At 65.1% G+C, this 21,105-nt stretch carries 23 protein-coding genes and 1 tRNA gene; 14 read left to right on the top strand and 10 right to left on the bottom strand.

Annotated features, from left to right (window positions below; genetic code table 11):
• Nucleotides 1–49: 49 nt before the first annotated feature.
• From ACA097_RS23330 to ACA097_RS23315, 4 genes are all read left to right on the top strand, one after another.
• Nucleotides 50–1,006, top strand: coding sequence for a LysR family transcriptional regulator (locus ACA097_RS23330; RefSeq protein WP_043253383.1), 957 nt, complete (start codon nucleotides 50–52; stop codon nucleotides 1,004–1,006).
• 45 nt (nucleotides 1,007–1,051) lie between these two features.
• Nucleotides 1,052–1,504, top strand: coding sequence for a MarR family winged helix-turn-helix transcriptional regulator (locus ACA097_RS23325; protein WP_043253384.1), 453 nt, complete (start codon nucleotides 1,052–1,054; stop codon nucleotides 1,502–1,504).
• 144 nt (nucleotides 1,505–1,648) lie between these two features.
• Nucleotides 1,649–2,077, top strand: coding sequence for an organic hydroperoxide resistance protein (locus ACA097_RS23320; RefSeq protein WP_043253385.1), 429 nt, complete (start codon nucleotides 1,649–1,651; stop codon nucleotides 2,075–2,077).
• Between the two features lie 33 nt (nucleotides 2,078–2,110).
• Entirely contained in the window at nucleotides 2,111–3,130 is a 1,020-nt protein-coding gene (locus tag ACA097_RS23315) for an alpha/beta hydrolase (RefSeq protein ID WP_371366297.1), read from the top strand.
• A 59-nt stretch (nucleotides 3,131–3,189) separates the two neighbouring features.
• Here ACA097_RS23315 and efp read toward each other — a convergent pair whose 3' ends face one another.
• Together efp and earP are read right to left on the bottom strand one after the other, a co-directional pair.
• A complete protein-coding gene (efp, locus tag ACA097_RS23310) occupies nucleotides 3,190–3,756 on the bottom strand; it encodes an elongation factor P (RefSeq protein ID WP_017517001.1) in 567 nt (188 codons plus the stop codon).
• Nucleotides 3,757–3,798: 42 nt separating this feature from the next.
• Nucleotides 3,799–4,929: an elongation factor P maturation arginine rhamnosyltransferase EarP gene (gene earP / locus ACA097_RS23305; protein WP_371366295.1), complete on the bottom strand. Its 1,131-nt coding sequence runs from the start codon at nucleotides 4,927–4,929 to the stop codon at nucleotides 3,799–3,801.
• A gap of 161 nt (nucleotides 4,930–5,090) precedes the next feature.
• On the opposite strand from earP, the gene ACA097_RS23300 reads away from it, so the two are divergent.
• Nucleotides 5,091–5,180, top strand: a tRNA-Ser gene (locus ACA097_RS23300).
• Between the two features lie 388 nt (nucleotides 5,181–5,568).
• On the top strand, nucleotides 5,569–5,820 hold the full coding sequence (gene oprI, locus ACA097_RS23295; RefSeq protein WP_024128796.1) for an outer membrane lipoprotei OprI: 252 nt from the start codon (nucleotides 5,569–5,571) through the stop codon (nucleotides 5,818–5,820).
• A gap of 126 nt (nucleotides 5,821–5,946) precedes the next feature.
• Here the strand turns inward: oprI and ACA097_RS23290 are convergent, their stop codons facing one another.
• The 3 genes from ACA097_RS23290 to ACA097_RS23280 all read right to left on the bottom strand — a co-directional run bounded on the left by ACA097_RS23290 (nucleotide 5,947) and on the right by ACA097_RS23280 (nucleotide 7,943).
• The gene (locus ACA097_RS23290) at nucleotides 5,947–6,918 is read right to left on the bottom strand and encodes a L,D-transpeptidase family protein (RefSeq protein ID WP_043253387.1); all 972 of its coding nucleotides are present in this window, start codon (nucleotides 6,916–6,918) and stop codon (nucleotides 5,947–5,949) included.
• Between the two features lie 75 nt (nucleotides 6,919–6,993).
• Nucleotides 6,994–7,272, bottom strand: a complete 279-nt coding sequence (locus tag ACA097_RS23285) for a hypothetical protein (protein WP_043253388.1) — start codon at nucleotides 7,270–7,272, stop codon at nucleotides 6,994–6,996.
• A 65-nt stretch (nucleotides 7,273–7,337) separates the two neighbouring features.
• Complete coding sequence (locus tag ACA097_RS23280; protein ID WP_043253389.1) at nucleotides 7,338–7,943, bottom strand: arylesterase; 606 nt, start codon at nucleotides 7,941–7,943, stop codon at nucleotides 7,338–7,340.
• Between the two features lie 10 nt (nucleotides 7,944–7,953).
• Here ACA097_RS23280 and ACA097_RS23275 point away from each other — a divergent pair, with 10 nt between their 5' ends.
• The 3 genes from ACA097_RS23275 to greB are packed head-to-tail and all read left to right on the top strand — an operon-like array spanning nucleotide 7,954 to nucleotide 11,692.
• Entirely contained in the window at nucleotides 7,954–8,637 is a 684-nt protein-coding gene (locus ACA097_RS23275) for an ABC transporter ATP-binding protein (RefSeq protein WP_160287658.1), read from the top strand.
• 12 nt (nucleotides 8,638–8,649) lie between these two features.
• Nucleotides 8,650–11,142: an ABC transporter permease gene (locus ACA097_RS23270; RefSeq protein ID WP_371370563.1), complete on the top strand. Its 2,493-nt coding sequence runs from the start codon at nucleotides 8,650–8,652 to the stop codon at nucleotides 11,140–11,142.
• 46 nt (nucleotides 11,143–11,188) lie between these two features.
• Complete coding sequence (greB, locus tag ACA097_RS23265) at nucleotides 11,189–11,692, top strand: transcription elongation factor GreB (RefSeq protein WP_371366292.1); 504 nt, start codon at nucleotides 11,189–11,191, stop codon at nucleotides 11,690–11,692.
• Nucleotides 11,693–11,803: 111 nt separating this feature from the next.
• Here greB and ACA097_RS23260 read toward each other — a convergent pair whose 3' ends face one another.
• Nucleotides 11,804–12,124: a hypothetical protein gene (locus ACA097_RS23260; protein ID WP_371366290.1), complete on the bottom strand. Its 321-nt coding sequence runs from the start codon at nucleotides 12,122–12,124 to the stop codon at nucleotides 11,804–11,806.
• Nucleotides 12,125–12,318: 194 nt separating this feature from the next.
• Here ACA097_RS23260 and thpR point away from each other — a divergent pair, with 194 nt between their 5' ends.
• Nucleotides 12,319–12,870 (top strand): RNA 2',3'-cyclic phosphodiesterase, encoded by a 552-nt coding sequence (gene thpR, locus ACA097_RS23255; protein WP_371366288.1) that lies wholly within the window; start codon nucleotides 12,319–12,321, stop codon nucleotides 12,868–12,870.
• Here thpR and ACA097_RS23250 read toward each other — a convergent pair.
• Nucleotides 12,839–13,735, bottom strand: a complete 897-nt coding sequence (locus ACA097_RS23250) for a LysR family transcriptional regulator (RefSeq protein WP_371366286.1) — start codon at nucleotides 13,733–13,735, stop codon at nucleotides 12,839–12,841. The genes thpR and ACA097_RS23250 overlap by 32 nt on opposite strands.
• Before the next feature lie 93 nt (nucleotides 13,736–13,828).
• Here ACA097_RS23250 and ACA097_RS23245 point away from each other — a divergent pair, with 93 nt between their 5' ends.
• Nucleotides 13,829–14,857, top strand: coding sequence for a YeiH family protein (locus tag ACA097_RS23245; protein WP_371366284.1), 1,029 nt, complete (start codon nucleotides 13,829–13,831; stop codon nucleotides 14,855–14,857).
• A 65-nt stretch (nucleotides 14,858–14,922) separates the two neighbouring features.
• Here ACA097_RS23245 and ACA097_RS23240 read toward each other — a convergent pair whose 3' ends face one another.
• Both ACA097_RS23240 and ACA097_RS23235 read right to left on the bottom strand, forming a co-directional pair.
• Nucleotides 14,923–15,357: a DoxX family protein gene (locus ACA097_RS23240; protein WP_043253397.1), complete on the bottom strand. Its 435-nt coding sequence runs from the start codon at nucleotides 15,355–15,357 to the stop codon at nucleotides 14,923–14,925.
• A 118-nt stretch (nucleotides 15,358–15,475) separates the two neighbouring features.
• Nucleotides 15,476–16,894 carry a transglycosylase SLT domain-containing protein gene (locus ACA097_RS23235; protein WP_043253398.1) on the bottom strand — a complete coding sequence of 473 codons (1,419 nt, stop codon included), beginning with the start codon at nucleotides 16,892–16,894 and terminating at the stop codon, nucleotides 15,476–15,478.
• A 227-nt stretch (nucleotides 16,895–17,121) separates the two neighbouring features.
• On the opposite strand from ACA097_RS23235, the gene ACA097_RS23230 reads away from it, so the two are divergent.
• The 3 genes from ACA097_RS23230 to ACA097_RS23220 all read left to right on the top strand — a co-directional run bounded on the left by ACA097_RS23230 (nucleotide 17,122) and on the right by ACA097_RS23220 (nucleotide 20,043).
• Nucleotides 17,122–17,928, top strand: a complete 807-nt coding sequence (locus ACA097_RS23230) for a TatD family hydrolase (protein WP_371366282.1) — start codon at nucleotides 17,122–17,124, stop codon at nucleotides 17,926–17,928.
• A 141-nt stretch (nucleotides 17,929–18,069) separates the two neighbouring features.
• Nucleotides 18,070–19,548 carry a methyl-accepting chemotaxis protein gene (locus ACA097_RS23225; RefSeq protein ID WP_371366280.1) on the top strand — a complete coding sequence of 493 codons (1,479 nt, stop codon included), beginning with the start codon at nucleotides 18,070–18,072 and terminating at the stop codon, nucleotides 19,546–19,548.
• A 135-nt stretch (nucleotides 19,549–19,683) separates the two neighbouring features.
• Nucleotides 19,684–20,043 (top strand): Mpo1-like protein, encoded by a 360-nt coding sequence (locus ACA097_RS23220; protein WP_043253401.1) that lies wholly within the window; start codon nucleotides 19,684–19,686, stop codon nucleotides 20,041–20,043.
• Nucleotides 20,044–20,049: 6 nt separating this feature from the next.
• Here the strand turns inward: ACA097_RS23220 and ACA097_RS23215 are convergent, their stop codons facing one another.
• Nucleotides 20,050–20,850 carry an acyl-CoA thioesterase II gene (locus tag ACA097_RS23215; RefSeq protein WP_043253402.1) on the bottom strand — a complete coding sequence of 267 codons (801 nt, stop codon included), beginning with the start codon at nucleotides 20,848–20,850 and terminating at the stop codon, nucleotides 20,050–20,052.
• Nucleotides 20,851–21,105 lie beyond the last annotated feature (255 nt).

Raw genomic sequence — 21,105 nt, 5'->3', positions numbered from 1 at the left:
AACGCAAAGCACAGCACAATGGCTTTGCATTTTTCGCACAGGCAGCGCCATGACGCCCTCCTCCCTCGAAGAACAACTCAGCCTGTATCTCGATGTACTCGAAGGCGGCAGCTTCTCCGCCGCGGCGCGCCTGCGGCAGCTCACGCCGTCCGCGGTGGCGCGGCGCATGGACACGCTGGAAGCCAGCCTGGGCGCCACACTGCTGATCCGCAGCACCCATGCGGTGCGCGCGACGCCTGCCGGTCATGCATTTGCAGAGCGCGCCCGGCGTATCGTCGACGAACTGCGCCAAGGCCGCGCCGAAGCCGTTTCGCTGAGCACCGCGCCAGAGGGGCTTATCCGCATCGACGCCCCCATCCCCTTCGGCCGGCGCCACCTGGCGCCCATACTCGCCGACTTCCTCACAGCCAACCCCGGTCTCGACGTGCAATTGCGCCTGATCGACAGCTTCACCGACCAGCGCGGCGAAAATCTCGGCCAGGTCGACCTGGTGCTGCGCATCGGCCCGCTGCCGGACAGCCGCCTGGTAGCGACGCGCCTGGCATCGATGCGAAGGATCGTCTGCGCCAGCGCCGCCTATCTGAAGCACCACGGCACGCCACTCTCGCCGCTGGAATTGCCGGCGCATGTAGGCCTGGACTGGGAAGGACTGGCGCCGCCGCAGGCCTGGCGCTTCCTCATCGACGGCCGCCTGCAGCACCTGCGGCCTGGCCGTTTGCGGATGACAGCCAACAATGCCGAAGCCCTGGTCGAAGGCGCCCTGCAGGGGCTGGGCCTGGCGCACTTGCCGACCTGGCTGTGCAGCGAATACTTGCTCGACGGCCGCCTGCTGCCGCTGTTCTGCAATGGCCGCATGCCGGAACCCGAACCCGGCAGCATCCATGTGCTGCGCCTGGAGCGCACTCCCCATTCGCGCAGCGAACGGCTGCTGGAGTTCCTGGCGCAGCGCTTCGGTTTCCCGCCGCCGTGGGACCGGGCACTGGAACAGCAGCTGTTCAAAAATTAGCCATCGCGCTAAATTAATGCGCAACGACCTATTCGGAGGCACCCCATGAAACCGTCACTGGACGCCTGCGAAGCCCTCAAGCTCGACAACCAGCTGTGCTTCGCCCTCTACTCCACCTCGCTGCAGATGACCAAGGTCTACAAACCGTTGCTGCAGGCCCTGGGCCTTACCTACCCGCAGTACATCGCCATGCTGGTGCTCTGGGAGCAGGACGGCATCACCGTCGGCGACATCAGCTCACGCATGCTCACCGATCCCGGCTCCCTCACCCCGCTGCTCAAGCGCCTGGAGGGCGAAGGCCTGATCACCCGCACGCGCAGCCAGGCCGATGAGCGAGTCGTGGAACTGCGCCTGACCGACAAGGGCCGCGCCCTGCGCCAACAGGCCGAGAGCGTTCCTGGCTGCATCCTCGCCGCCACCGGCCTCGACCTCAAGCAGCTGGCCAGCCTGAAGAACGAATTGGTGGACCTGCGCGGCAGCCTGCAAGGCGCGGACTAGACGCTTATTCCCTGATCGCTATTTGCTTATCGCGAATTCTTCCAAAATTTATCTTGCGCACTAAACAACATGAGACTAACTTCTGCCTCACGCACTTACTTAGCGCGCAAAACTTTAACGAACAAACGTACTGGAGAAACCATCATGCAACGCATCCAAGCCCTCTACACCGCCACCGCTACCGCTACCGGGGGCCGCGACGGCCGCGCCGTCTCCTCCGATGGCGTCCTCGACGTGAAACTGACCACCCCGCGCGAACTCGGCGGCCTGGGCGGCGCAGCAACCAACCCGGAACAACTGTTCGCAGCCGGCTATTCGGCCTGCTTCATCGGCGCCCTGAAGTTCGTCGCCAGCCAGAGCAAGCGTCAGCTCCCCGCAGACGCCTCGATCACCGGCAAGGTCGGCATCGGCCAGATCCCCGGCGGTTTCGGCCTGGAAGTGGAACTGAACATCAGCCTGCCCGGCCTTGATCGCAGCGTTGCCGAAGAGCTGGTCGCCGCGGCTCACCAGGTCTGCCCGTACTCCAACGCCACCCGCGGCAACATCGACGTGCGCCTGAACGTCGCCGTCTGACCCAAGCCCAGCCACCCCACCGAGGACATGAACATGAAAGCGCTCAGCAAAACCCTGACCGGCGGCCTGCTCGCCCTCGCCATCGGCAATGCCTTCGCCGCCGGCAGCCCGGGCGTCGAGCACACCACCCAGGCCTTCCTCGAAGCCCTGGAAGCCGGCGGCGGCAAACCGCTGGAAACGCTCTCGCCGAAGGATGCCCGCGCCGTTCTGACCGGCGCCCAGGCCTCGGTGAAGGTGGACCTCTCCGGCACCAGCGTCAGCGAGAAGACCATCCAGGCCGATGGCCAGGCCATCAAGCTGACCATCGTCCGCCCGGCCAACGCCAAGGGCACCCTGCCGGTATTCATGTTCTTCCACGGCGGCGGCTGGGTGCTCGGCGACTACCCGACCCACGCCCGGCTGATCCACGACCTGGTGGTGAACTCCGGCGCGGTGGCGGTCTACGTCGGCTACACGCCCTCCCCCGAGGCGCATTACCCGGTGGCGATCAACCAGGCCTACGCGGCAACCAAGTGGGTCGCCGAACACGGCAAGGAGATCAACGTCGACGGTTCGCGCCTGGCGGTGGCCGGCAACAGCGTGGGCGGCAACATGGCCGCGGTGGTCGCGCTGATGGCCAAGGACAAGGGCACGCCCAAGCTGCGCTTCCAGGCCCTGTTGTGGCCGGTGACCGACGCCAGCTTCGAGACCACGTCGTACAACCAGTTCGCCCAGGGGCACTTCCTCACCAAGCCGATGATGCAGTGGTTCTGGGACAGCTACACCACCGACGCGAAACAGCGCGCCGAGACCTACGCCTCGCCGCTGCGCGCCACGCCCGAGCAGCTCAAGGGCCTGCCGCCGGCGCTGGTGCAGACCGCCGAGTTCGACGTGCTGCGCGATGAAGGCGAGGCCTATGCCCGTCACCTGGACGCCGCCGGCGTGCCGGTCACCGCCGTGCGCTACAACGGCATGATCCACGACTACGGCCTGCTCAACCCGCTGGCCAAGGTCCCGGAAGTCCAGGCCGCCATGCGTCAGGCCGGCGTCGAGCTGAAACAGCACCTGAAATGACAGGCGCTGGAAACGAAAAAGCCCGGCATCTGCCGGGCTTTTTCACGTCACGCGAAGGCTCAGGCCTTGACGCGGGACTTGTACTCGCCGGTGCGGGTATCGATCTCGATGGAGTCACCGATTTCGCAGAAGGCGGAAACCTGAACCTCGGCACCGTTCTTCAGGCGAGCGGTCTTCATCACTTTACCGGAGGTGTCGCCACGGACAGCCGGCTCGGTGTAGACGATTTCGCGAACGATGGTGGTCGGCAGTTCGACGGAAATCACTTTCTCGTTGTAGAACACCGCTTCGCAGACGTCGGTCATGCCGTCTTCGATGAAGGTCAGCACGCCTTCCAGATCGTCTTTCTCGATCTCGTACTGGTTGAACTCGGTGTCCATGAAGACATACAGCGGGTCCGCGAAGTAGGAGTAGGTCACTTCCTTGCGATCGAGAATGATCGGCTCCAGCTTGTCGTCAGCCTTGAACACGGTCTCGGTGCCGGCACCGGTCAGCAGGTTCTTCAGCTTCATCTTGACGACCGCGGAGTTACGGCCGGATTTGTTGAACTCGGCCTTCTGGATGACCCAGGGGGCGCCATTGATGTTGGCAACCTGGCCAGCGCGGAACTCTTGTGCGGTTTTCATACGATTATCCGATTGGATTGGTGACAAAAAACAGGGGCCATATCATAGCCAATTTGTATAAAAACGCACCAGCCCCGCGGCAAGATCCGTTTTTGCCGCGCATTCGCGGCTCCAGCGATCGGCCCAATCGCTCCACGACGACAGCTGCTTTTCCAGCGCCGACCAGGCCGCGCTCGGCTCACCCTGTCCGTTCCAGGCATGCCAGAAAGCGACCAGCGGCGCCCTGAGCGCTTCGTCCTGCCCCAGCACATAGAGCGCGAGGAAAGCGTCCAGCTTCTCCAGGTGAACACCCTCCTCCTGCTCATAGATGTGCCAGACGAACGGCCGGCCAGCCCATAGCGCGCGGACGAAGGAATCCTCACCGCGCACGGCATTGAAATCACAGCTCCACAGCAGCAGGTCGTAGTCCTCCTGGCGCACGAACGGCAATACCTGGACGCGCAGGCTGCCGCGCGAATGCTGAGCGCCGACCGCCAATCCGGGCAATCCGAACCAAGCCGCCACATCCCCCAGCACCCGCCCTTCCGGAACCAGCAGAAGCGTGGCCTGCCCTGCCGAAGCCAAGCTATCCAGCCAGCCGCCCAGTGCGGGATTCTCGTAGGCGAATAGAGAGAAGACCCGCTCCCCCTCCTGCATGCTTACTCCGAGCGCACCCAGGAAGGATTGCCGCTGCTGCGTGTCACGTTGAAAGACCTGGCGCCGCTCGATCAGCCCAGCCTCGCGAAGCAGTCCGCCAGCGCCATTCTGGAAACCAGGGAAGTAGAAGTACTTCTGCAGTCCGTTGGGCTGCATCGATGGCAGGCCGTGACAGGAAATCACCCAGTCCTCGGCACTGAGGTACTCCAGGTTCAGCCACAGCGGCGCCACCGCGCGCGTCTGCATGGCTTCTACATAGGAAGCCGGCAACGGACAGGCGAACGCCTCGATGACCACATCGGCGGCAGCCGTCTCTTCCCATACTGCCGGCCAACGACGCACTTCGACGCCCGCCTGCCATTGCTGCGCCAGATTGGCGTCGGCCTGCGGGCAAAGGCGCGCGAACGAAGCCAGGTCGTCGATCCACAGGCGCACCTGCTGCCCATGCTCGCCGGCGAGCTGGCGGGCGAGGCGCCAGGTCACGCCGATGTCGCCGTAGTTGTCCACCACGCAGCAGAAGATGTCCCAGCTGGCCATTGCACTCGCCTTCGATGAAAGGCGCCCAGTGTAGCAAGCCGGCACCGGCCGATTTCCCCCCGAAAGTCTTAAGCCGATGAATCCGTTGAAAAAAGATTTGCGTTCGGGGAATTGTTTGAGTAAAGTGCGCGCCTCGACAGACACAGCGCTGTCGAGATTCTGGTGAGGTGTCCGAGCGGTTGAAGGAGCACGCCTGGAAAGTGTGTATACGGGAAACCGTATCGAGGGTTCGAATCCCTCCCTCACCGCCAGATCAAAAGCCCGGCTAACTGATGAAGTTAGCCGGGCTTTTTCGTTCTCGGTCGATTACTTCCCCGATACCTGCAAGTTCGGATTGAACTAATTCGAAGATGGCGATCAAGCCACTTGCTGGCCAGAAAACAGTACTCTGCCCCATCCTCGAGCACCCGCCCAAGCCGCCCTACGACTCACCCGCCAGCGCAACCGTTTCATAAATTGAACACTTTTTGTGCAAATGCATGACGAAACTAGTGCAAAGTTCGCTCAAGCATAAAAAAAATTGCTCTACTTGCGCTTGGTCAGTTTACTTACTACAAGTAATGAGTACTATGTAGTCCGGCTAATTTCCCAGTCGTGGGAGATTGCTTTAATGGAAATGTCCACCTTAAGGGGAACACGATGAACAACGTTCTGAAATTCTCTGCTCTGGCTCTGGCTGCTGTTCTGGCCACCGGTTGCAGCAGCCACTCGAAAGAAACCGAAGCCCGTCTGACCGCTACCGAAGACGCCGCTGCCCGCGCTCAAGCCCGCGCTGACGAAGCCTATCGTCACGCTGACGAAGCTCTGGCCGCTGCTCAGAAAGCCCAGCAGACTGCTGACGAGGCTAACGAGCGCGCTCTGCGTATGCTGGACAAAGCCAGCCGCAAGTAATAGATCCTCGGATCTATTCAAAAAGCCGACCCTCACGGGTCGGCTTTTTTATTGCCTGCAACTTCCTGTGGGCAATAAAAAACCCGCCGACCTGAGGTCAGCGGGTTTCGTGAAGAGCCCCGGGTATCAGGGGTTCTGCACGGCGTTCTCACTGGCAGCCACGGAAGACTGAGGCGGCGTCGGCTGGGCGATTGCGACCGGCAGGCCATCTTCGGCAGCCACGACGTCACGCACGGTGTTCCAGTCGAGTTGCATCTGGTTGGCGATGTCTTCGCGCTTGAGCAGGGCATTGATCACTGCAGTGTGCTTGTCGACTACCGACGGGTTGCCGTGATCGTCGATCGGAGTGTGCGCTTCCAGATAGATCTTGCCTTCGGCGCGACCGAACTTGTACGGCTCGTTGATGATGCGTACCGAAGTTCCGACCGGAACCATCGGGAAGATTTCCGTCACGTCGTTGTTGTACATGCGGAAGCAGCCGTGGCTAGTACGGGTACCGATGCCGAACTTCTTGTTCGAGCCGTGGATGAGGTAGCCCGGAACACCGAGGGACATCTTGTATGGACCCAACGGGTTGTCCGGGCCCGGCGGGATCACGGTCGGCAATGGATCGCCGTCGGCGGCGTGCTCGGCGCGGATCGATGCCGGCGGATACCAGGCCGGATCCTTGGTCTTGGCGACGATGCTGGTGTGCGCGATGGGCGAACCCCAACCTTCACGACCGATACCCAGCGGATAGGTGTAAACGACGTTCTTGCCTTTCGGGAAGTAGTACAGGCGGTACTCGGCAATGTTGATGACGATGCCTTCGCGCGGGCCCGGCGGCAGGATGAAGCGAGTCGGAATGATGACTTCGGTACCCGTGCCCGGCAGCCAGGCGTCGACGCCAGGGTTGGCGGCGATCATTTCCTGGTAGCCCAGATCGTAGGTCTTACCCAGGTCGGCGAAGGTGTCTTCGTACTTGGCCTTGATCACCTGCACCTGGCCGACGATGTCGTCGCCCGGCGGCGGCAGCGGCAGCTCAAGAGCGGAAACGGGGTTGGCCGACAGCAGCGCGGCGATCGACAGCGAGCAGGCGGCAAAAACGCGCGACAACATCCGAGTGATCCTTGATGAGAGCGGTTGAAAGAAAGGGCAATAGTGTAACACTCAGACCCCGCTCTCCGGGAGAGTTCATAGCGGCCAGGATATTCGCCGGCCGCGCTTCTCCTCTTGCAGATGTTGCAGGCAACTCGGGCAGATTCGCCGATCGCGCAGCAGTTCCCGTTCAGCCTCGCGCCAGAGCGGCTGCGCAGGTAGAAGGCCACCACAAAGCGTCCGGTCTGCCGGGGTGCCGAGCTCCAGCTGGCGGGCGACGAGATGCACGCGCACCTCGCGGCAGGCGAACAGATCGAGCTGGGAATCGGGCTCGATCAGCTGGTAGGCAAAGAGGGTCCAGGCGGGGCGGGACATGGTGGCTCCTGAAGGGTGCGCAAACATAGCGGAAAGCCCCCGCGCGGGGAAGCCTCGCAAGGCATTCAGAGCATCGGTTTCAGCTGCGGCCAGACGTTTTCCAGCAAGCGAGGCTGCGCCGCGGCCGTAGGGTGAATACCGTCCGCCTGCATCAACTGCGGCACACCCCCCACCCCATCGAGGAAGAACGGCACCAGCGGCACCTGGCTGGCTTGCGCGACCTGTTCATAGGCCCGCACAAACGCCTGGGTATAGCGCTCGCCATAGTTCGGCGGCAGGCGCATGCCCAGCAGCAACACCTTGGCGCCGGCCTGCTGCGAGGCAGCGACCATGGAAGCAAGATTCTGTTGCAATTGCTGAGGCGGCTGCCCGCGCAGGCCATCGTTGCCGCCCAGCTCGATAACCACCAGCCCCGGCTTCTCCCCCGAAAGCAGCGCCGGCAAGCGCGCCAGGCCGCCCGCGCTGGTGTCGCCGCTGATCGAAGCATTGACCACCTTGTAGGCATATCCCTCTTTCCGCAGGCGTTGCTGCAGCAGCGTGACCCAACCCTGGTCGGTATTCAGGCCAAATCCGGCGCTGATACTATCGCCGACGACCAGCAGCGTCTGCGCCGCGGCCTGCTGCCCGAGCAACAGCAACGCCAGGCAACCGCCCATTAGCCAAGCACGCATCGGACCCTCCATGAGCGAAAGCATTCTTACCGCGCGCAACCTTAGCAAGGTCGTTCCCAGCACGGAAGGCGAGTTGACCATCCTCCACGACCTCTCCCTGGCGCTGAATCGCGGCGATAGCCTGGCGATCGTCGGCAGTTCGGGCTCGGGCAAGTCGACGCTGCTCGGACTGCTCGCCGGCCTCGACGTCCCCAGCGAAGGCAGCGTCGAACTGGCCGGTCAGCGCCTGGAGACTCTCGACGAGGACCAGCGAGCAAGGCTGCGCGCCGCCCACGTCGGTTTCGTCTTCCAGTCCTTCCAACTGCTCGACAGCCTCAACGCGCTGGAGAACGTCATGCTGCCGCTCGAACTGGACGGCCGCCGCGACGCCCGCCAGCAAGCCCGCGAACTGCTGGAACGGGTCGGCCTCGGCCAGCGCCTAACGCATTACCCGCGCCAGCTCTCCGGCGGCGAGCAACAGCGCGTGGCGATCGCCCGCGCCTTCGCCGCGGAACCGGACGTACTGTTCGCCGACGAGCCCACCGGCAACCTCGATACGGCCACCGGCGAACGCATCAGCGACCTCCTCTTCGAGCTCAACCGCGAACGCCAAACCACGCTGGTCCTGGTCACCCATGACGAGCGCCTGGCGCACCGCTGCCGACGACTGATACGCCTGGAGAGCGGCCACCTCATAGACCACCTGGAGCCCTGAACCATGCGCTCGCTGCCGCTCTCGCGTCTGTTCGGCCTGGCCCTGCGTCAACTGCACCGCGAATGGCGCAGCGGCGAATTGCGAGTACTGTTCTTCGCCCTGCTGATCGCGGTCACCTGCAGTTCGGCGATCGGCTACTTCAGCGCTCGCCTGAACGGCGCCATGCTGGTCCGCGCCGCTGAATTCCTCGGTGCCGACCTGGTGCTAAACGGCACACAACCAGCCAGCGCGGAACAACGCGATGTCGGAGCCCGGCTGGGGCTGCGCCACGCCTACAGCGTCGAGTTCTCCAGCGTCATCGCCACCGACCAGGGCATCCAACTGAGCAGCGTCAAGGCAGTGGATGACAGTTATCCGCTGCGCGGCGAACTGAAAAGCGCGACCGCGCCCCTGCAGCCCGAGCAACCCGGGGGAAGGCCGCAACCTGGCGAGGTCTGGGTGGAGGCACGCCTGCTCACCGCGCTCGATCTCAAGGTCGGTGACAGCGTCGAAGTCGGTCGCAAGGACCTGCGCATCGCCCGCGTACTGACCTACGAGCCCGACCGCGCCGGCGACTTCTATAGCCTGACACCCCGGGTAATGATGAACCTGCACGACCTGGACGCCACCGGCGTGGTGCAGCCCGGCAGCCGGGTCACCTATCGCGACCTCTGGGAAGGGCCTGCCGAGGCACTGCAAGCCTATCGCCGCGCGATCGAACCCGGGCTGGCTGCGAACCAGCGCCTGCTCGATGCCCACCACGGCAATCGGCAGATCGGCGACGCCCTGGAGCGTGCCGAACGCTACCTCAACCTCGCCAGCCTGGCCGCCATTCTTCTTGCTGGCGTAGCGGTAGCGCTGTCGGCCAATCGCTTCGCCGCGCGGCGCTTCGATGCCAGTGCCCTGCTCCGCTGCCTTGGCCTGTCGCGGCGCGAAGCCCTCCTTCTATTCGGCTTGCAACTCTTCTGTCTGGGACTTGCGGCCAGCCTGCTGGGTGCCCTGCTTGGATACCTTGCGCAACTCGGCCTGATTGCACTGCTCGGCAACCTGCTGCCGCCCTCGATTCCAGAGGCCGGCGTGCTTCCCGCCGTCGCCGGAGTAGCCACCGGTATGGCTGCCCTGGCCGGATTCGCCCTGCCGCCGCTGGCCGCACTGGGTCGGGTGCCGCCGCTGCGCGTGTTGCGCAGCGACCTGCTGCCAGTGCCGATGCGCAGTTGGCTGGCCTATGGCTGCGCCTTGCTGGCGCTCGGTCTGATCATGTGGCGACTCAGTCTGGACCTGCGCCTGACCCTGGCCCTGCTCGGCGGCGGCGTGCTCGCGGCCGCCGCGCTGGGCGCCTTGCTGCTGCTCGCCCTCAACGGCCTGCGCCGCCTGCTCAGCCGCGCCAGCCTGCCGTGGCGCCTGGGGCTAGGCCAACTGCTACGCCACCCGCTGGCCGCCGCAGGGCAATGCCTGGCGTTCGGCCTGATCCTTCTGTGCATGGCACTCATCGCCCTGCTGCGCGGCGAGTTGCTCGACACCTGGCACGCCCAATTGCCCGCCGACGCACCCAACTATTTCGCGTTGAACATCTTGCCGGCGGAGAAGGACGCCTTCGAAAGCCGCGTGCGCCAGCTATCACCCAATGCCGAAGGGCTTTTCCCGATGGTGCCCGGCCGCCTGGTGGCAGTGAACGGCAAGCCGGTACAGGCGCTCAGCGAGGATGTGCGCAGCGAGCGCGCCCTGCAGCGTGACCTCGGGCTTACCTGGTCGCAACAGCTACCGCCGGGTAACCAGTTGGTTGCCGGCTACTGGTGGGGCGACGGCCCGGCGAGCACGCTGCCTGGTGTGTCGGTCGAGGAAAAGCTGGCCGGCAATCTGCGCATCAAGGTCGGCGATCGCTTGAGCTTCAGTGTCGCCGGTCAGACTCGCGAAGCCGAGGTGCGCAGCCTGCGCGCGGTGAAGTGGGACAACTTCCAGCCGAACTTCTTCATGGTGTTCCAGCCCGGCACCCTGGTCGACCTGCCGGTGACCTACCTGACCAGCTTCTATCTGCCCAGCAGCGATCAGCGCGACGCTGTCGAACTGGCGCGGGCCTTCCCGACAGTCACCCTGCTGCCGGTGGACGTTCTGCTGACTCAGCTGCGCAGCATCCTCGACCAGGTGACCCTGGCGGTGGAGTACGTGCTGGTGTTCGTCCTCGCCGCCGGGTTCGCCGTGCTCTTCGCCGGCCTGCAGGCGACCCTCGACGAGCGCCTGCGCCAGGGGGCCCTGCTGCGGGCGCTGGGTGCAGAGCGCGACCTTCTCCAGCGTACCCGGCGCAGCGAATTCGCCTTGCTCGGTGCGGTCAGCGGACTGCTGGCAGCACTGGGTTGCGAGCTGATCAGCTACCTGCTCTACAGCCTGGTCTTCGACCTGCCCTGGCGACCGCACCCATGGTTGCTCACAGTGCCATTGCTCGGCGCCCTTCTGGTTGGCGGTGCCGGGCTGTTCGGCACGCGCAAGGCACTGACCCTGAGCCCGCTGCGCCTGCTGCGGGAAGGCTGATAGACTCGCCTTCCTCTCCAGCCGCAGTCGGGAAATCTGCATCCCCATGAGTCGCTACCGTCCGCCGCGTACCGCCGGCACCCCGCTGATCACCCCCGAAGGCGAAGCACGCCTACGCGCCGAACTGTACGAGCTGTGGAACGTGCGCCGGCCCCAGGTGACCCAGGCGGTGAGCGAAGCCGCGGCCCTCGGTGACCGCTCGGAGAACGCCGAGTACATCTACGGCAAGAAGATGCTGCGCGAGATCGACAGCCGGGTGCGCTTCCTGCGCAAGCGCCTGGAAAACCTCAAGGTGGTACGCGAGCGCCCCAGCGATCCGAACAAGGTCTATTTCGGCGCCTGGGTGACCCTCGAGGACCAAGACGGCGAGCAGGCCCGCTACCGCATCGTCGGCCCGGACGAACTGGACCTGCGCAACAACCAGATCAGCATCGACTCGCCCCTCGCCCGCGCGCTGGTGGGCAAGGAGCTGGACGCCGAAGTCATGGTGCGCTCGCCCTCCGGTGAGAAGCTCTGGTTCGTGATTGAAATCGAGTACCCGGCAGCCTGATCCGCCTCCGCCCACTCACTGGATCCCCGCATTCGCGGGGACGACGAGAAGGGGCTCAGCGAATTGCGTCTTCCCCGCGAACGCGGGGACCCAGCAGACTCGAAGAAGCGCTCAGAGCGCCGGCGGACGACGAGTGATCAGGCCCTGACGGGCGACGCGAGTGAGCTCGTGGACCAGCGACTCCAGCGTTTCGGCGCTAGGCGCGTGGGCCACGGCGAAATCGAAACTGTCACGCGCAAAGCGAGCGATATCCTCGAGGTCGCGGGCAAACTGGATGCGGAAGGTCCGCGACCCTTGCCAACGCTTGGGCCAGCCTTCGAGGTAGCGAACCAGGGTCGGTTGATGGTTGCCACTGAGGAGGATGCGCGGGTTGCGCCGCAGCAGTCCGGTAGTGATGGGTGCCAGGCGCACGTGGGGATGGGCACAGTTCATGGTGTCGAGTCTCCGCCTCTGGGTCCTGCTGGACGCGGCGAGAGGCACACCGAACCAGCGCTTTAGCGGTATTTCGATGCCTCGTACGAGCCATCCGCGCCCCGCAAGTTGCTACTTAAATCGGCGCTGTGCGGCATCCTAGAGAAGCCCCGGCGATACTGTCAAGGCGACCTCAGGTTGATAAGGAAGCCCCAATGAGCACCCCGCCCCTGCGTTTGTTCTTCGCTCTGCCCTGCCCCGATGAGGTCCGCGCGCCACTGTGCGCCTGGCGGGAGAAGCTCGCCATCGACGGCCAACCCGTGGCCGCCGCCAACCTTCACCTGACCCTGGTGTTCCTGGGCGCAGTCCCACGGGCGCGCAAGGCCGAACTACTGGCGCTCGGCGCGAGCATGCCGCGCACACCTTTCGAGCTGCGCCTCGACAACCTGTCGCTATGGCGCAACGGCATTCTTCACTTGGCGCCCAGCACGCTACCTGAGGCCTTGCCCAGCCTCGTCCATTCCCTGCGCGAGGCCCTGCAAGCGTGCCAGTTCGAGGTCGAGCATCGGACGTTCCGCGCGCACCTGACGCTGGCACGGCATTGCCGCCAGTTGCCCGAGGCCAGCGTCGACTTCGCCTGGCCGGCCCGCGAGCTGGTGCTCTATAGCTCGGAGAACGGGCCCCACGGCACGCACTATCACGCCATCGGCCGCTGGCCGCTGGATGGCGGCGAAGTCAGCCACGCTCCCGCTGCGCCCACTGCGTAGCGAAATCGAGGAATCGCCGCAGCCCCGCCGTAGGGTATTTGTCGACATGTAACGCACGGAAGAATGTGCGCCGCAGCGGCCCCAGCGGATTGTCCAGGACGACCAGTTCGCCACGCTGCAACTCGTTCGCCACCACTCGCTGCGACAAGCAGCTGATGCCGACGCCGTTGCCGACCAGATGCTTGATCGCCTCGGCATTACTGACCTCCAGCGGTGCCTGCAGGCTGCCCAGTCGCGGCAGCACCTGCTGCTCGAAAGTCACCCGCGTCCCGGAACCCGCCTCACGGAGAATCCAGCGCGCCGAAGCCAGTTGCTCGAGACTCACCCTTTTCTCGCCGACTAGTGCATGCCCAGGCGCGGCAACCAGCAACAGTTCATCTTCCACCCAGGGCAACAGCTGCACCTGCGGATGCTGGATCGGCGCTTCGATGAAAGCGACGTCAAGACGAAACTCGCAGAGTGCCGCGAGGATTTCGCGGCTGTTCGCCACTTGCAGTTGCAGGCGACTGTCCGGTAACTCGGCGAGGAAGCCCGACATGAGCTGGGGCAGCAGGTAACCGCCGATGCTACGACTTGCCCCCAGGGCCAACTGGACCGGCGCCTGCTGGAACAGCCCCTCCAGCTCATACCCCTGCGCCAGTAGCGCGCATGCCTTGGGATAAAGGGCGCGGCCGTTGTCGTTGAGCGCGAGGCGCTTGCCGCTGCGGTCGAACAGGCGCGTCTGCAGGGTGCGCTCCAGCTCCTGCAGTGCCTGGCTGGCTGCCGATTGCGACAGCGCGATGGCCGCCGCGGCCTGGGTCACGTTGCCGTGCTCGGCGATGGCGGTGAAGGTTGCAAGCTGGCGGAGGGTGATACGTGGGCCCATATCGATAAAACCGTTTGATCCAATAAGAACAATCCGTTTTTACACTAAGAGTCCAGCGCGCACCATGACAACACCTTACACAAGGAGCCTGTCATGCCCGCCCTCTTGCGCCGCCTTCCCTACCTGCTTCCCGGTGCCCTGCTCTGTCTCGCGATCGCCGGCGTCTCGCGCCTGCTGGTCGAGATTCCCGCCCTTGGGCATCTGGGCCTGGGCAGTCTCACCGTGGCCATTCTGCTCGGCCTGCTTCTGGGCAATCTCGGCGCTGCCCGCTTTGGCGGCCTGCGCCCGGGTGTCGAGCTGTCGCGCCAGCAACTGCTGCGCCTGGGCGTGGTGCTCTACAGCTTACGCCTGACCTTCCAGGACATCGCCGCACTCGGCCCAGCCGCGCTGGTTATCGACGTACTGATGGTCGGCAGCACCCTGTGCGCCGCCTGGTGGCTTGGAGTGCGCTGGTTGAAGCTGCCGCGCGAGAGCGCCCTGCTGATCGGCGCGGGTAGTGCGATTTGCGGCGCCGCCGCGGTGATGGCGAGCAGCCCGGTGCTGCGTGCCCGCGCCGAGCATACGGCTGTCGCGGTGGCGACAGTGGTGCTGTTCGGCACCCTGGCGATGCTGCTGCACCCACTGATCTTCGCCCACCTGCCGCACCTGTTCGGCAGCAGCAAGGCGTTCGGTATCTTCACCGGCTCGACCATCCATGAAGTGGCACAGGTGGTCGCCGCAGGCCGCGCCATGGACCCGGCCGCCGCCGACGCGGCACTGATCAGCAAGATGCTGCGGGTATTGCTGCTGGCACCTGCGCTGCTCTGCCTGGGCCGTTTCGGCGCCAGCGAGGGAGCGCAGGAAGGCAAGCGTCGACTGCATATCCCCGGCTTCGCAGTAGCCTTCCTCGTCGTAACCGGCATTCGTTCGCTGGGCCTCGTGCCGCACAGCTGGCTGGCACCGCTGCAACAACTGGATGATGTGCTGCTGGGCATGGCCATGGCCGCCCTGGGCCTGGCCACCCGCCTCGGCGACCTGCGCCGCGAAGGCCCGAAACCGCTCCTGCTGGGTGCCGGCCTGTTCGTCTTCCTGCTGGTCGGCGGCGGCCTGATCAACAGCGGCGTGCAACACCTGCTGGGCTGAAGCGGCACAAATGAAAAGGGGCGGATGCCATTGGCATCCGCCCCTTTTTCGTTACGGCCTGGCGATCAGCTGGAGAGTTTGCGATCCAGGGAGAACGGGCCCGCGCCGCTGATCAGGATGGCTACGCTGATCATGATCAGGGTGAAGGCGTATTCGAAGCCGTTGGCAGTGATGAAGAAGCCGTTGGCGAAGTGCACGCTGAACACGGCCACCAGCATGGCTACGATCAGCGGCAGGCTGGCCAGGCGCACCAGCAGGCCGAGGACCAGGGCCAGGCCACCGAAGAATTCGGCGCTGCCGGCCAGGGTGGCCATCAGGTAGCCAGGGGTCACGCCGAGGGATTCCAGCCATCCCGCCATCCCTTGCAGGCCAGGGCCACCGAACAGGCCGAAGAGCTTCTGCGAACCGTGGGCCATGAAGGTCAGGCCGGTGGTGATGCGCAGAACGGCCAGGCCGGCGCCAGCATTGGTGGACATAAGGGATTTGAGCAGTGCGTTCATGGCGAATCCTTGTGCAGAGGAAGTGGGTTGAGCAACTGCGGTTGCTTGAGAACCAATATAGCCCATTAATTTGATATAAAAAGCGCAAAATAACGCTTAAATTAATCAAATAAATGGATCACTTCCGCGCCACCTTCTGGCTGGATTCCAGGCCGTCCCGCTCGCGCTGGTACGCCAGGTAGTACTTGTTGATGCTGCTGACGTAGTTCACCACGCCCATGCCGAGCTGGTCGGCGGCCACCCGCTCCACCTGGAAGAACCAGCGGTTAGGGTCCAGACCGCGGCGCCGCGCCTCGGCGCGCAGGCTCTGCACGCGCTCGGCGCCGACGTTGTAGGCGGCGAGGATGAAGGCCAGGCGCTCGCGGTCGTCCATGCGCGGGCTGTTGAAGTAGTCGCGGCGCAGCATGGCCATGTACTTGCTGGCCGCCTGTACGTTGCCCTCCTTGCCCTGGATCGATCCAACGCCGACGCTGCGCGCCGCCGCCGGCGTCACCTGCATCAGGCCGGTAGCGCCAGAGGAGCCGCGGGCATCCGCATTCAGGTTGGATTCCTTGAAGGCCATGGCCGCTAGAGCCAGCCAGTCAAGGCGATACTGCTCGGCGTAGCGCTGCAGGGTCGGGCGCACCGCCTCGAGCTTCTTGCGGTCGCCCTTCTCCAGCGGATTGCGCACCTGGTAGGCGTTTCTATAGAGGCGCTGGAAGGTGCCGTCCTGATCCGCAGGGGCGTGATAGTCCTTGAGGAAGCGATCCACGCTGGCGTGCAGCATGGGCGCATCGCGGCGCACGTACCAGGTCATGCTCTGGCGGTTGTCCAGCACCAGGTGGCGATCGACGCGAATGCCGCGGAACACCTTGGCCCAGCGCTCGGCAATCGGCTGCTCGACCACGGTGAACGGATAGATACCGGCCTGGACCATCTCCAGCACGTCTTCCACCGCCAGCGACGGATCGACCCAGTCGATGGACAGCGCCGGCAGATGCCGCTGCGCCAGGCGCTCGTTGACCTGGCGGACGGCATCGCCGGCAGCGCTGCCGGCGGGCAAGGCGATGTGCTTGCCCGCCAGTTGTTCGAGGTGCGCATAGCGCCGGCTGCCCTGGCGCGAAACCAGCACCAGCGGCACGTCCTCGCGCCAGGGCAGGCTGGCGCTGACGTTCTGCCCGTCACGGGCACCCAGCACTTCGCCCGGCGCAATCAGGTCGCCTTCGCCGCGCTGCAGCGCGGTCAGCAGCTGGTCCTTGGCCTTGGGCACGATTTTCAAGGTCAGCGGGCGACGGCCGGGGGCGGTGTCGTTGAGGTATTGCTCGAAGGCGCGCAGGCGGTTGTATTCGATGCCGATCGACTGGCCCTTGATCTCGCCGGAGCTGTTGCGGCTCTGGTTGACCAGCACGCGCAGCACGCCGCTGTTGCGGATGTCGGCCAGGTCGCGGCTGTCGCCGGTCTCCTGCGGCCAGTTGTCCGGCTGGCTGGTCAGGCGCGCCGAGGCCTGCTGCGGCAAGGCCGCCAACAGGCATAGCAGAAGCAAGAACAGTCGCGTCATCCAGGTCTCCAGGGGTCGGTCCATCGCCAGCGGCTCACTCAGAGCGCGGCCGCTTCCGCAAGTTCCCGGCCGTGGAAAAAGGGGCGCGAGATTCTCACAGGAAGGCGTGGCTGCCAACCCAAAATTCCCGAAGCACTTTTAGAAGTGCATTTAACTCTCTGTCTTTTAAGGTTTTATTAGGGAAAACACGGGCTCTGCTATGCTGCCGCCCCTAAAGGGAAGGAAAAATGCAACTGATCGACATCGGCGTCAACCTCAATCACCCCAGTTTTGCCAGCCAACGTGAGGCCGTTCTCGAACGCGCCTATGCCGCCGGCGTCTGCCAACTGGTCCTGACCGGCACCAACCTCGACGAGAGCGAAGCGGCACTGCGCCTGTGCCAGGAGCTGGACAAGGGCAATCGCCTGTTCAGCACCGCCGGCGTGCACCCGCACGATGCCAGCCAGTGGAACAGCGCCAGCGCCGCAGCCCTGCGCGGCTTATTAAAGGAAGAGCGCGTGCGCGCGGTGGGTGAATGCGGCCTCGACTTCAACCGGGACTTCTCGCCACGTCCGCAACAGGAAAAGGCCTTCGAGGAGCAACTGGCGCTGGCCGTCGAGCTGCAGCGCCCGGTGTTCATCCATGAGCGCGATGCCGGCGAGCGCCTGCTGGCCATCGTCAAGGAATTCCGCGACCGCCTGCCCGCAGCAGTGGTGCACTGCTTTACCGGCGAACGGCGCACGCTCTACGGCTACCTCGACCTCGACCTGCATATCGGCATCACCGGCTGGATCTGCGACGAGCGCCGCGGCATCCACCTCCAAGAGCTGGTGCGCGAGATTCCCCGCGGCCGCCTGATGCTGGAAAGCGATGCCCCCTACCTGCTGCCACGCACCCTGCGGCCCAAGCCGAAGCACGGCCACAACGAGCCGGCCTTCCTGCCCGAAGTGCTGCGCTGCGTGGCCCAGCACCGTGGCGAAAGCGAAGTCGATCTGGCCGAGCACAGCACCGCCAGCGCCCGCCAGTTCTTTGGTCTGCCGCCGTTGGACGCCTGAGGCGCAATGCCCCTAAAGAATGTCCGGAATGCGCCGCTAACTTCTGAGGCGGGGCAGCCTTGATCCGCATCAAGGCTGCGCCCTTCTCTTCCATGAAGAATGAAGGCCACAAGCCATCATTCCAACGACAAGAAGCATTCCATGGGCGCCTGGATCCGCGATATCTCTCTGAAGTACAAGTTCTGGGCCGTGAACGCGGTCGCCTTCTTCACCACCCTGCTGCTGGTGTTGTTCGCCATGCACCAGGAGTTGGACGCCCGCAATCAGGCGGCGCGCCAAGCCGCCGAGAGCCAGGCGCACCTGCTGCAGAACTGGCCTGCCGGCGCGCCGCTGCCGGGCAGCGATAGCCTCGTTGGCTTCACTGCCGGCAGCGCGCCGCAGGTTTCCGGTCTAGACGGCCAAGCCCTGGCCCATGCCAACGGCTGGGTCGACCTGGGCGGCGCGTCCAGCCGCCTTGGACCGCTCGCCGGTGCCTGGGTGCAGGACCTCGGCAACGGCCAGCGCGTCGCAGTACTGGCCCCTGGCGCTGATCTCTGGACGGTCTTCACCGAACGCGCACCGGCCTATGCCCTGGCAGTGGCGGTGCTGATGCTGGTCCTGCTCGCCGCTTCGCAATTGCTGATCCGCTTCATCCTTACCCACCTGCTGAAGCTGCGCGACGTGATGCTGCATGTCGAACGCAGCGGCGATCTCTCCGCCCGCGTGCCGCTCGACAGCCGTGATGAGGTCGGGCAGATGGCCAACGCCTTCAACGCCATGCAGGCCGGCTACCAGCGCGTGGTCGGCACCGTGGCCCAGGCCGCCAGCCGTCTCGACGAAGGCGCGCGCACCCTCGCCTCGAGCATGGGCCAGGTCCGCCAGGGCATGCTCGGCCAGCAGAGCGAGACGGACCAGGCGGCCACCGCGATCAACGAGATGTCCACCACCGTGCACCACATCGCCCAGCACACTGCCGACACCCGCGACAAATCGCAGGAGGCCGATCGCCTGGCCGGCATCGGCCAGCAGGTGGTCGGCCGCGTCGGCGATTCCATTTCCGGGCTGTCTCAGGGAGTGCAGCAGACCGCCGAGATGATCCAGCAACTGGCCCAGGACAGCCAGAAGATCAGCAGCGTGGTCAGCGTGATTCACGGCATCGCCGAGCAGACCAACCTGCTGGCGCTCAACGCCGCTATCGAAGCGGCCCGCGCGGGCGAGATGGGTCGCGGTTTTGCTGTGGTCGCCGACGAGGTGCGCAACCTGGCCAAGCGCGTGCAGGACTCCACCGACGAGATCACCCAGATGATCAACGCCCTGCAGTCCGGCACCCGCGACGCCGTGGAATTCATGCAGGAAAGTTCGTTCAAGGCCGACGGCTGCGTCGAGCAGGCCCAGGAAGCCGGCGAAGCCCTCGCGGCGATCGCTGGCGCGGTGGCTGCCATGCGCGAGAGCAACACGCAGATCGCCGTCGCCGCCGAACAGCAGAGCCAGGTCGCCGAGGAAATGACCCGCTCGGTGGTGGGCATCCGCGACGTCACCGAGCTGACCGTGAAACAGACGGTGGATTCGGCCGGCACCAGTCACGAACTGGCCGAGCTGGCCGGCGAGTTGAGCCGGGCTATCGGCCAACTGCGCCTTTGACCCAACCGGGGCCCGGCAATGTCCGGGCCCCGTCGTTTCAGGCTATCGCCGCCATAGCCACTGCCCACTCGCCGCCATCCGGCGCCAGGCCTAGACTCCCGGCATCGACCCGATGACTGGAAAAGGAGTCCGCCCATGGGCAAGCGTCAACCCAATCTCTTCACCTGGCAGTGGCAGGGCTACGCCAACTATCACCGCAACGGCACCAACCTGGCGCTGCATCTGGTGGCGATTCCGCTGTTCATAGTCGCCGCGCTGGTCCTGCTCGACGGCCTGCTGAGCCTGAGCCTGGGCAGCATCCTGCTCGGGGTGATTGGCATGGTCGCCTCGCTGGCCATCCAGGGCCGCGGGCACAAGCTGGAAGAGCAGGCTCCGGAGCCCTTCATCGACCGCCAGGACGCCATCGGCCGGCTGCTCGCCGAACAGTTCGTCACCTTCCCGCGCTTCGTCCTCAGCGGTGCCTGGTGGCGTGCCTGGCGCAATCGCCGGCGCTGAGCCGCCTCAGCCGAAGATGGTCGCGGTCTGCCGGGAGATGGCGATCAGCTGGCCGTCCGTGCTCCAGCACTGCGCGGCTATGTGGCCATAGCCGTCGCTTGCGTGCTCGATGGTCGCCAGGTAGCGGCACCAGCCGTTGGCCGGCATTGCCGGTTGCGGCTGGACGAACTCGATGGTCCAGGTCAGCGAGCTGGACGGCGCCGGTGTCTGCAGGTGCGGCAGGGTCGCCGGCGGCCAGGCATCGATCAGCGCCAATAGGTGCGAGACCTCCATCGGCTCCTCCCCTACCCCGCTGCCACGGAAACGCATCCAGCCGCCCATCTCGCGTTCGCGGCTGGACGAGAACGGCATGTGCCCCACCGCCCAGCGCATGGCGATGTGCTGGGTGAAGGCCGGCATGATCTTGCGGATGTAGGGCAGTTCCTGGCAGTCATCCACCGCCTTGAAGGCCGGTGCCGGCAGCGCGCCCATTTGCACGGAAGACTCGCGCGGCAGACCGAAGCTGGCCTGGGCCAGGGTCACCACCTGGCCATTCTGCACGCCGCGGCAGAACACCTGGCTCACCGCCTTGCCTTCGCGCAGTACCTCGGCCTCGAAGCTCACCGGTACCTCCGGCTCCACCGGCCCGACGAAGGTGAGCGCCAGCGAGCGCAACGGACGCCCCGGCTCGGTCACCGCTTGCAGCGCCTCGTAGGCCATGGCGGCAACCAGGCCGCCGAAGCTGGCGCGGCCCTGCCCCCAGAGCGCGGGAATGACCACTTCGCGCGGCGAGGTGCGCACGGCCTGGATGAGTTCGGGAAAGGTCATGGCGCCTCCTGCTGAAATATTCCGGAGGCCGATCTTAGGCGAGTGCGGGGGCGCATGAGCAACCAACCATAGGGCTGATCGGACAATCAATCGGGCGACGAATGTCAGGGCATAGGCGGCGACGCCATGGGTATCGCTCAAGCCGCCGACACTGTAGGAGCGGACCTTGTCCGCGAATCGCGGGCATGGCCCGCTCCTACAGGGGCGTTGGTGTGGGGATTTTCGCGGATGAGATCCGCTCCTACGCGGAATCCG

Origin of the sequence: Pseudomonas sp. QL9, assembly GCF_041409665.1 — a bacterium.
Lineage (GTDB): Bacteria > Pseudomonadota > Gammaproteobacteria > Pseudomonadales > Pseudomonadaceae > Pseudomonas > Pseudomonas knackmussii.
The sequence above is the reverse complement of the archived record's forward strand: the minus strand, read 5'-3'. Positions and strand labels throughout refer to the sequence as shown.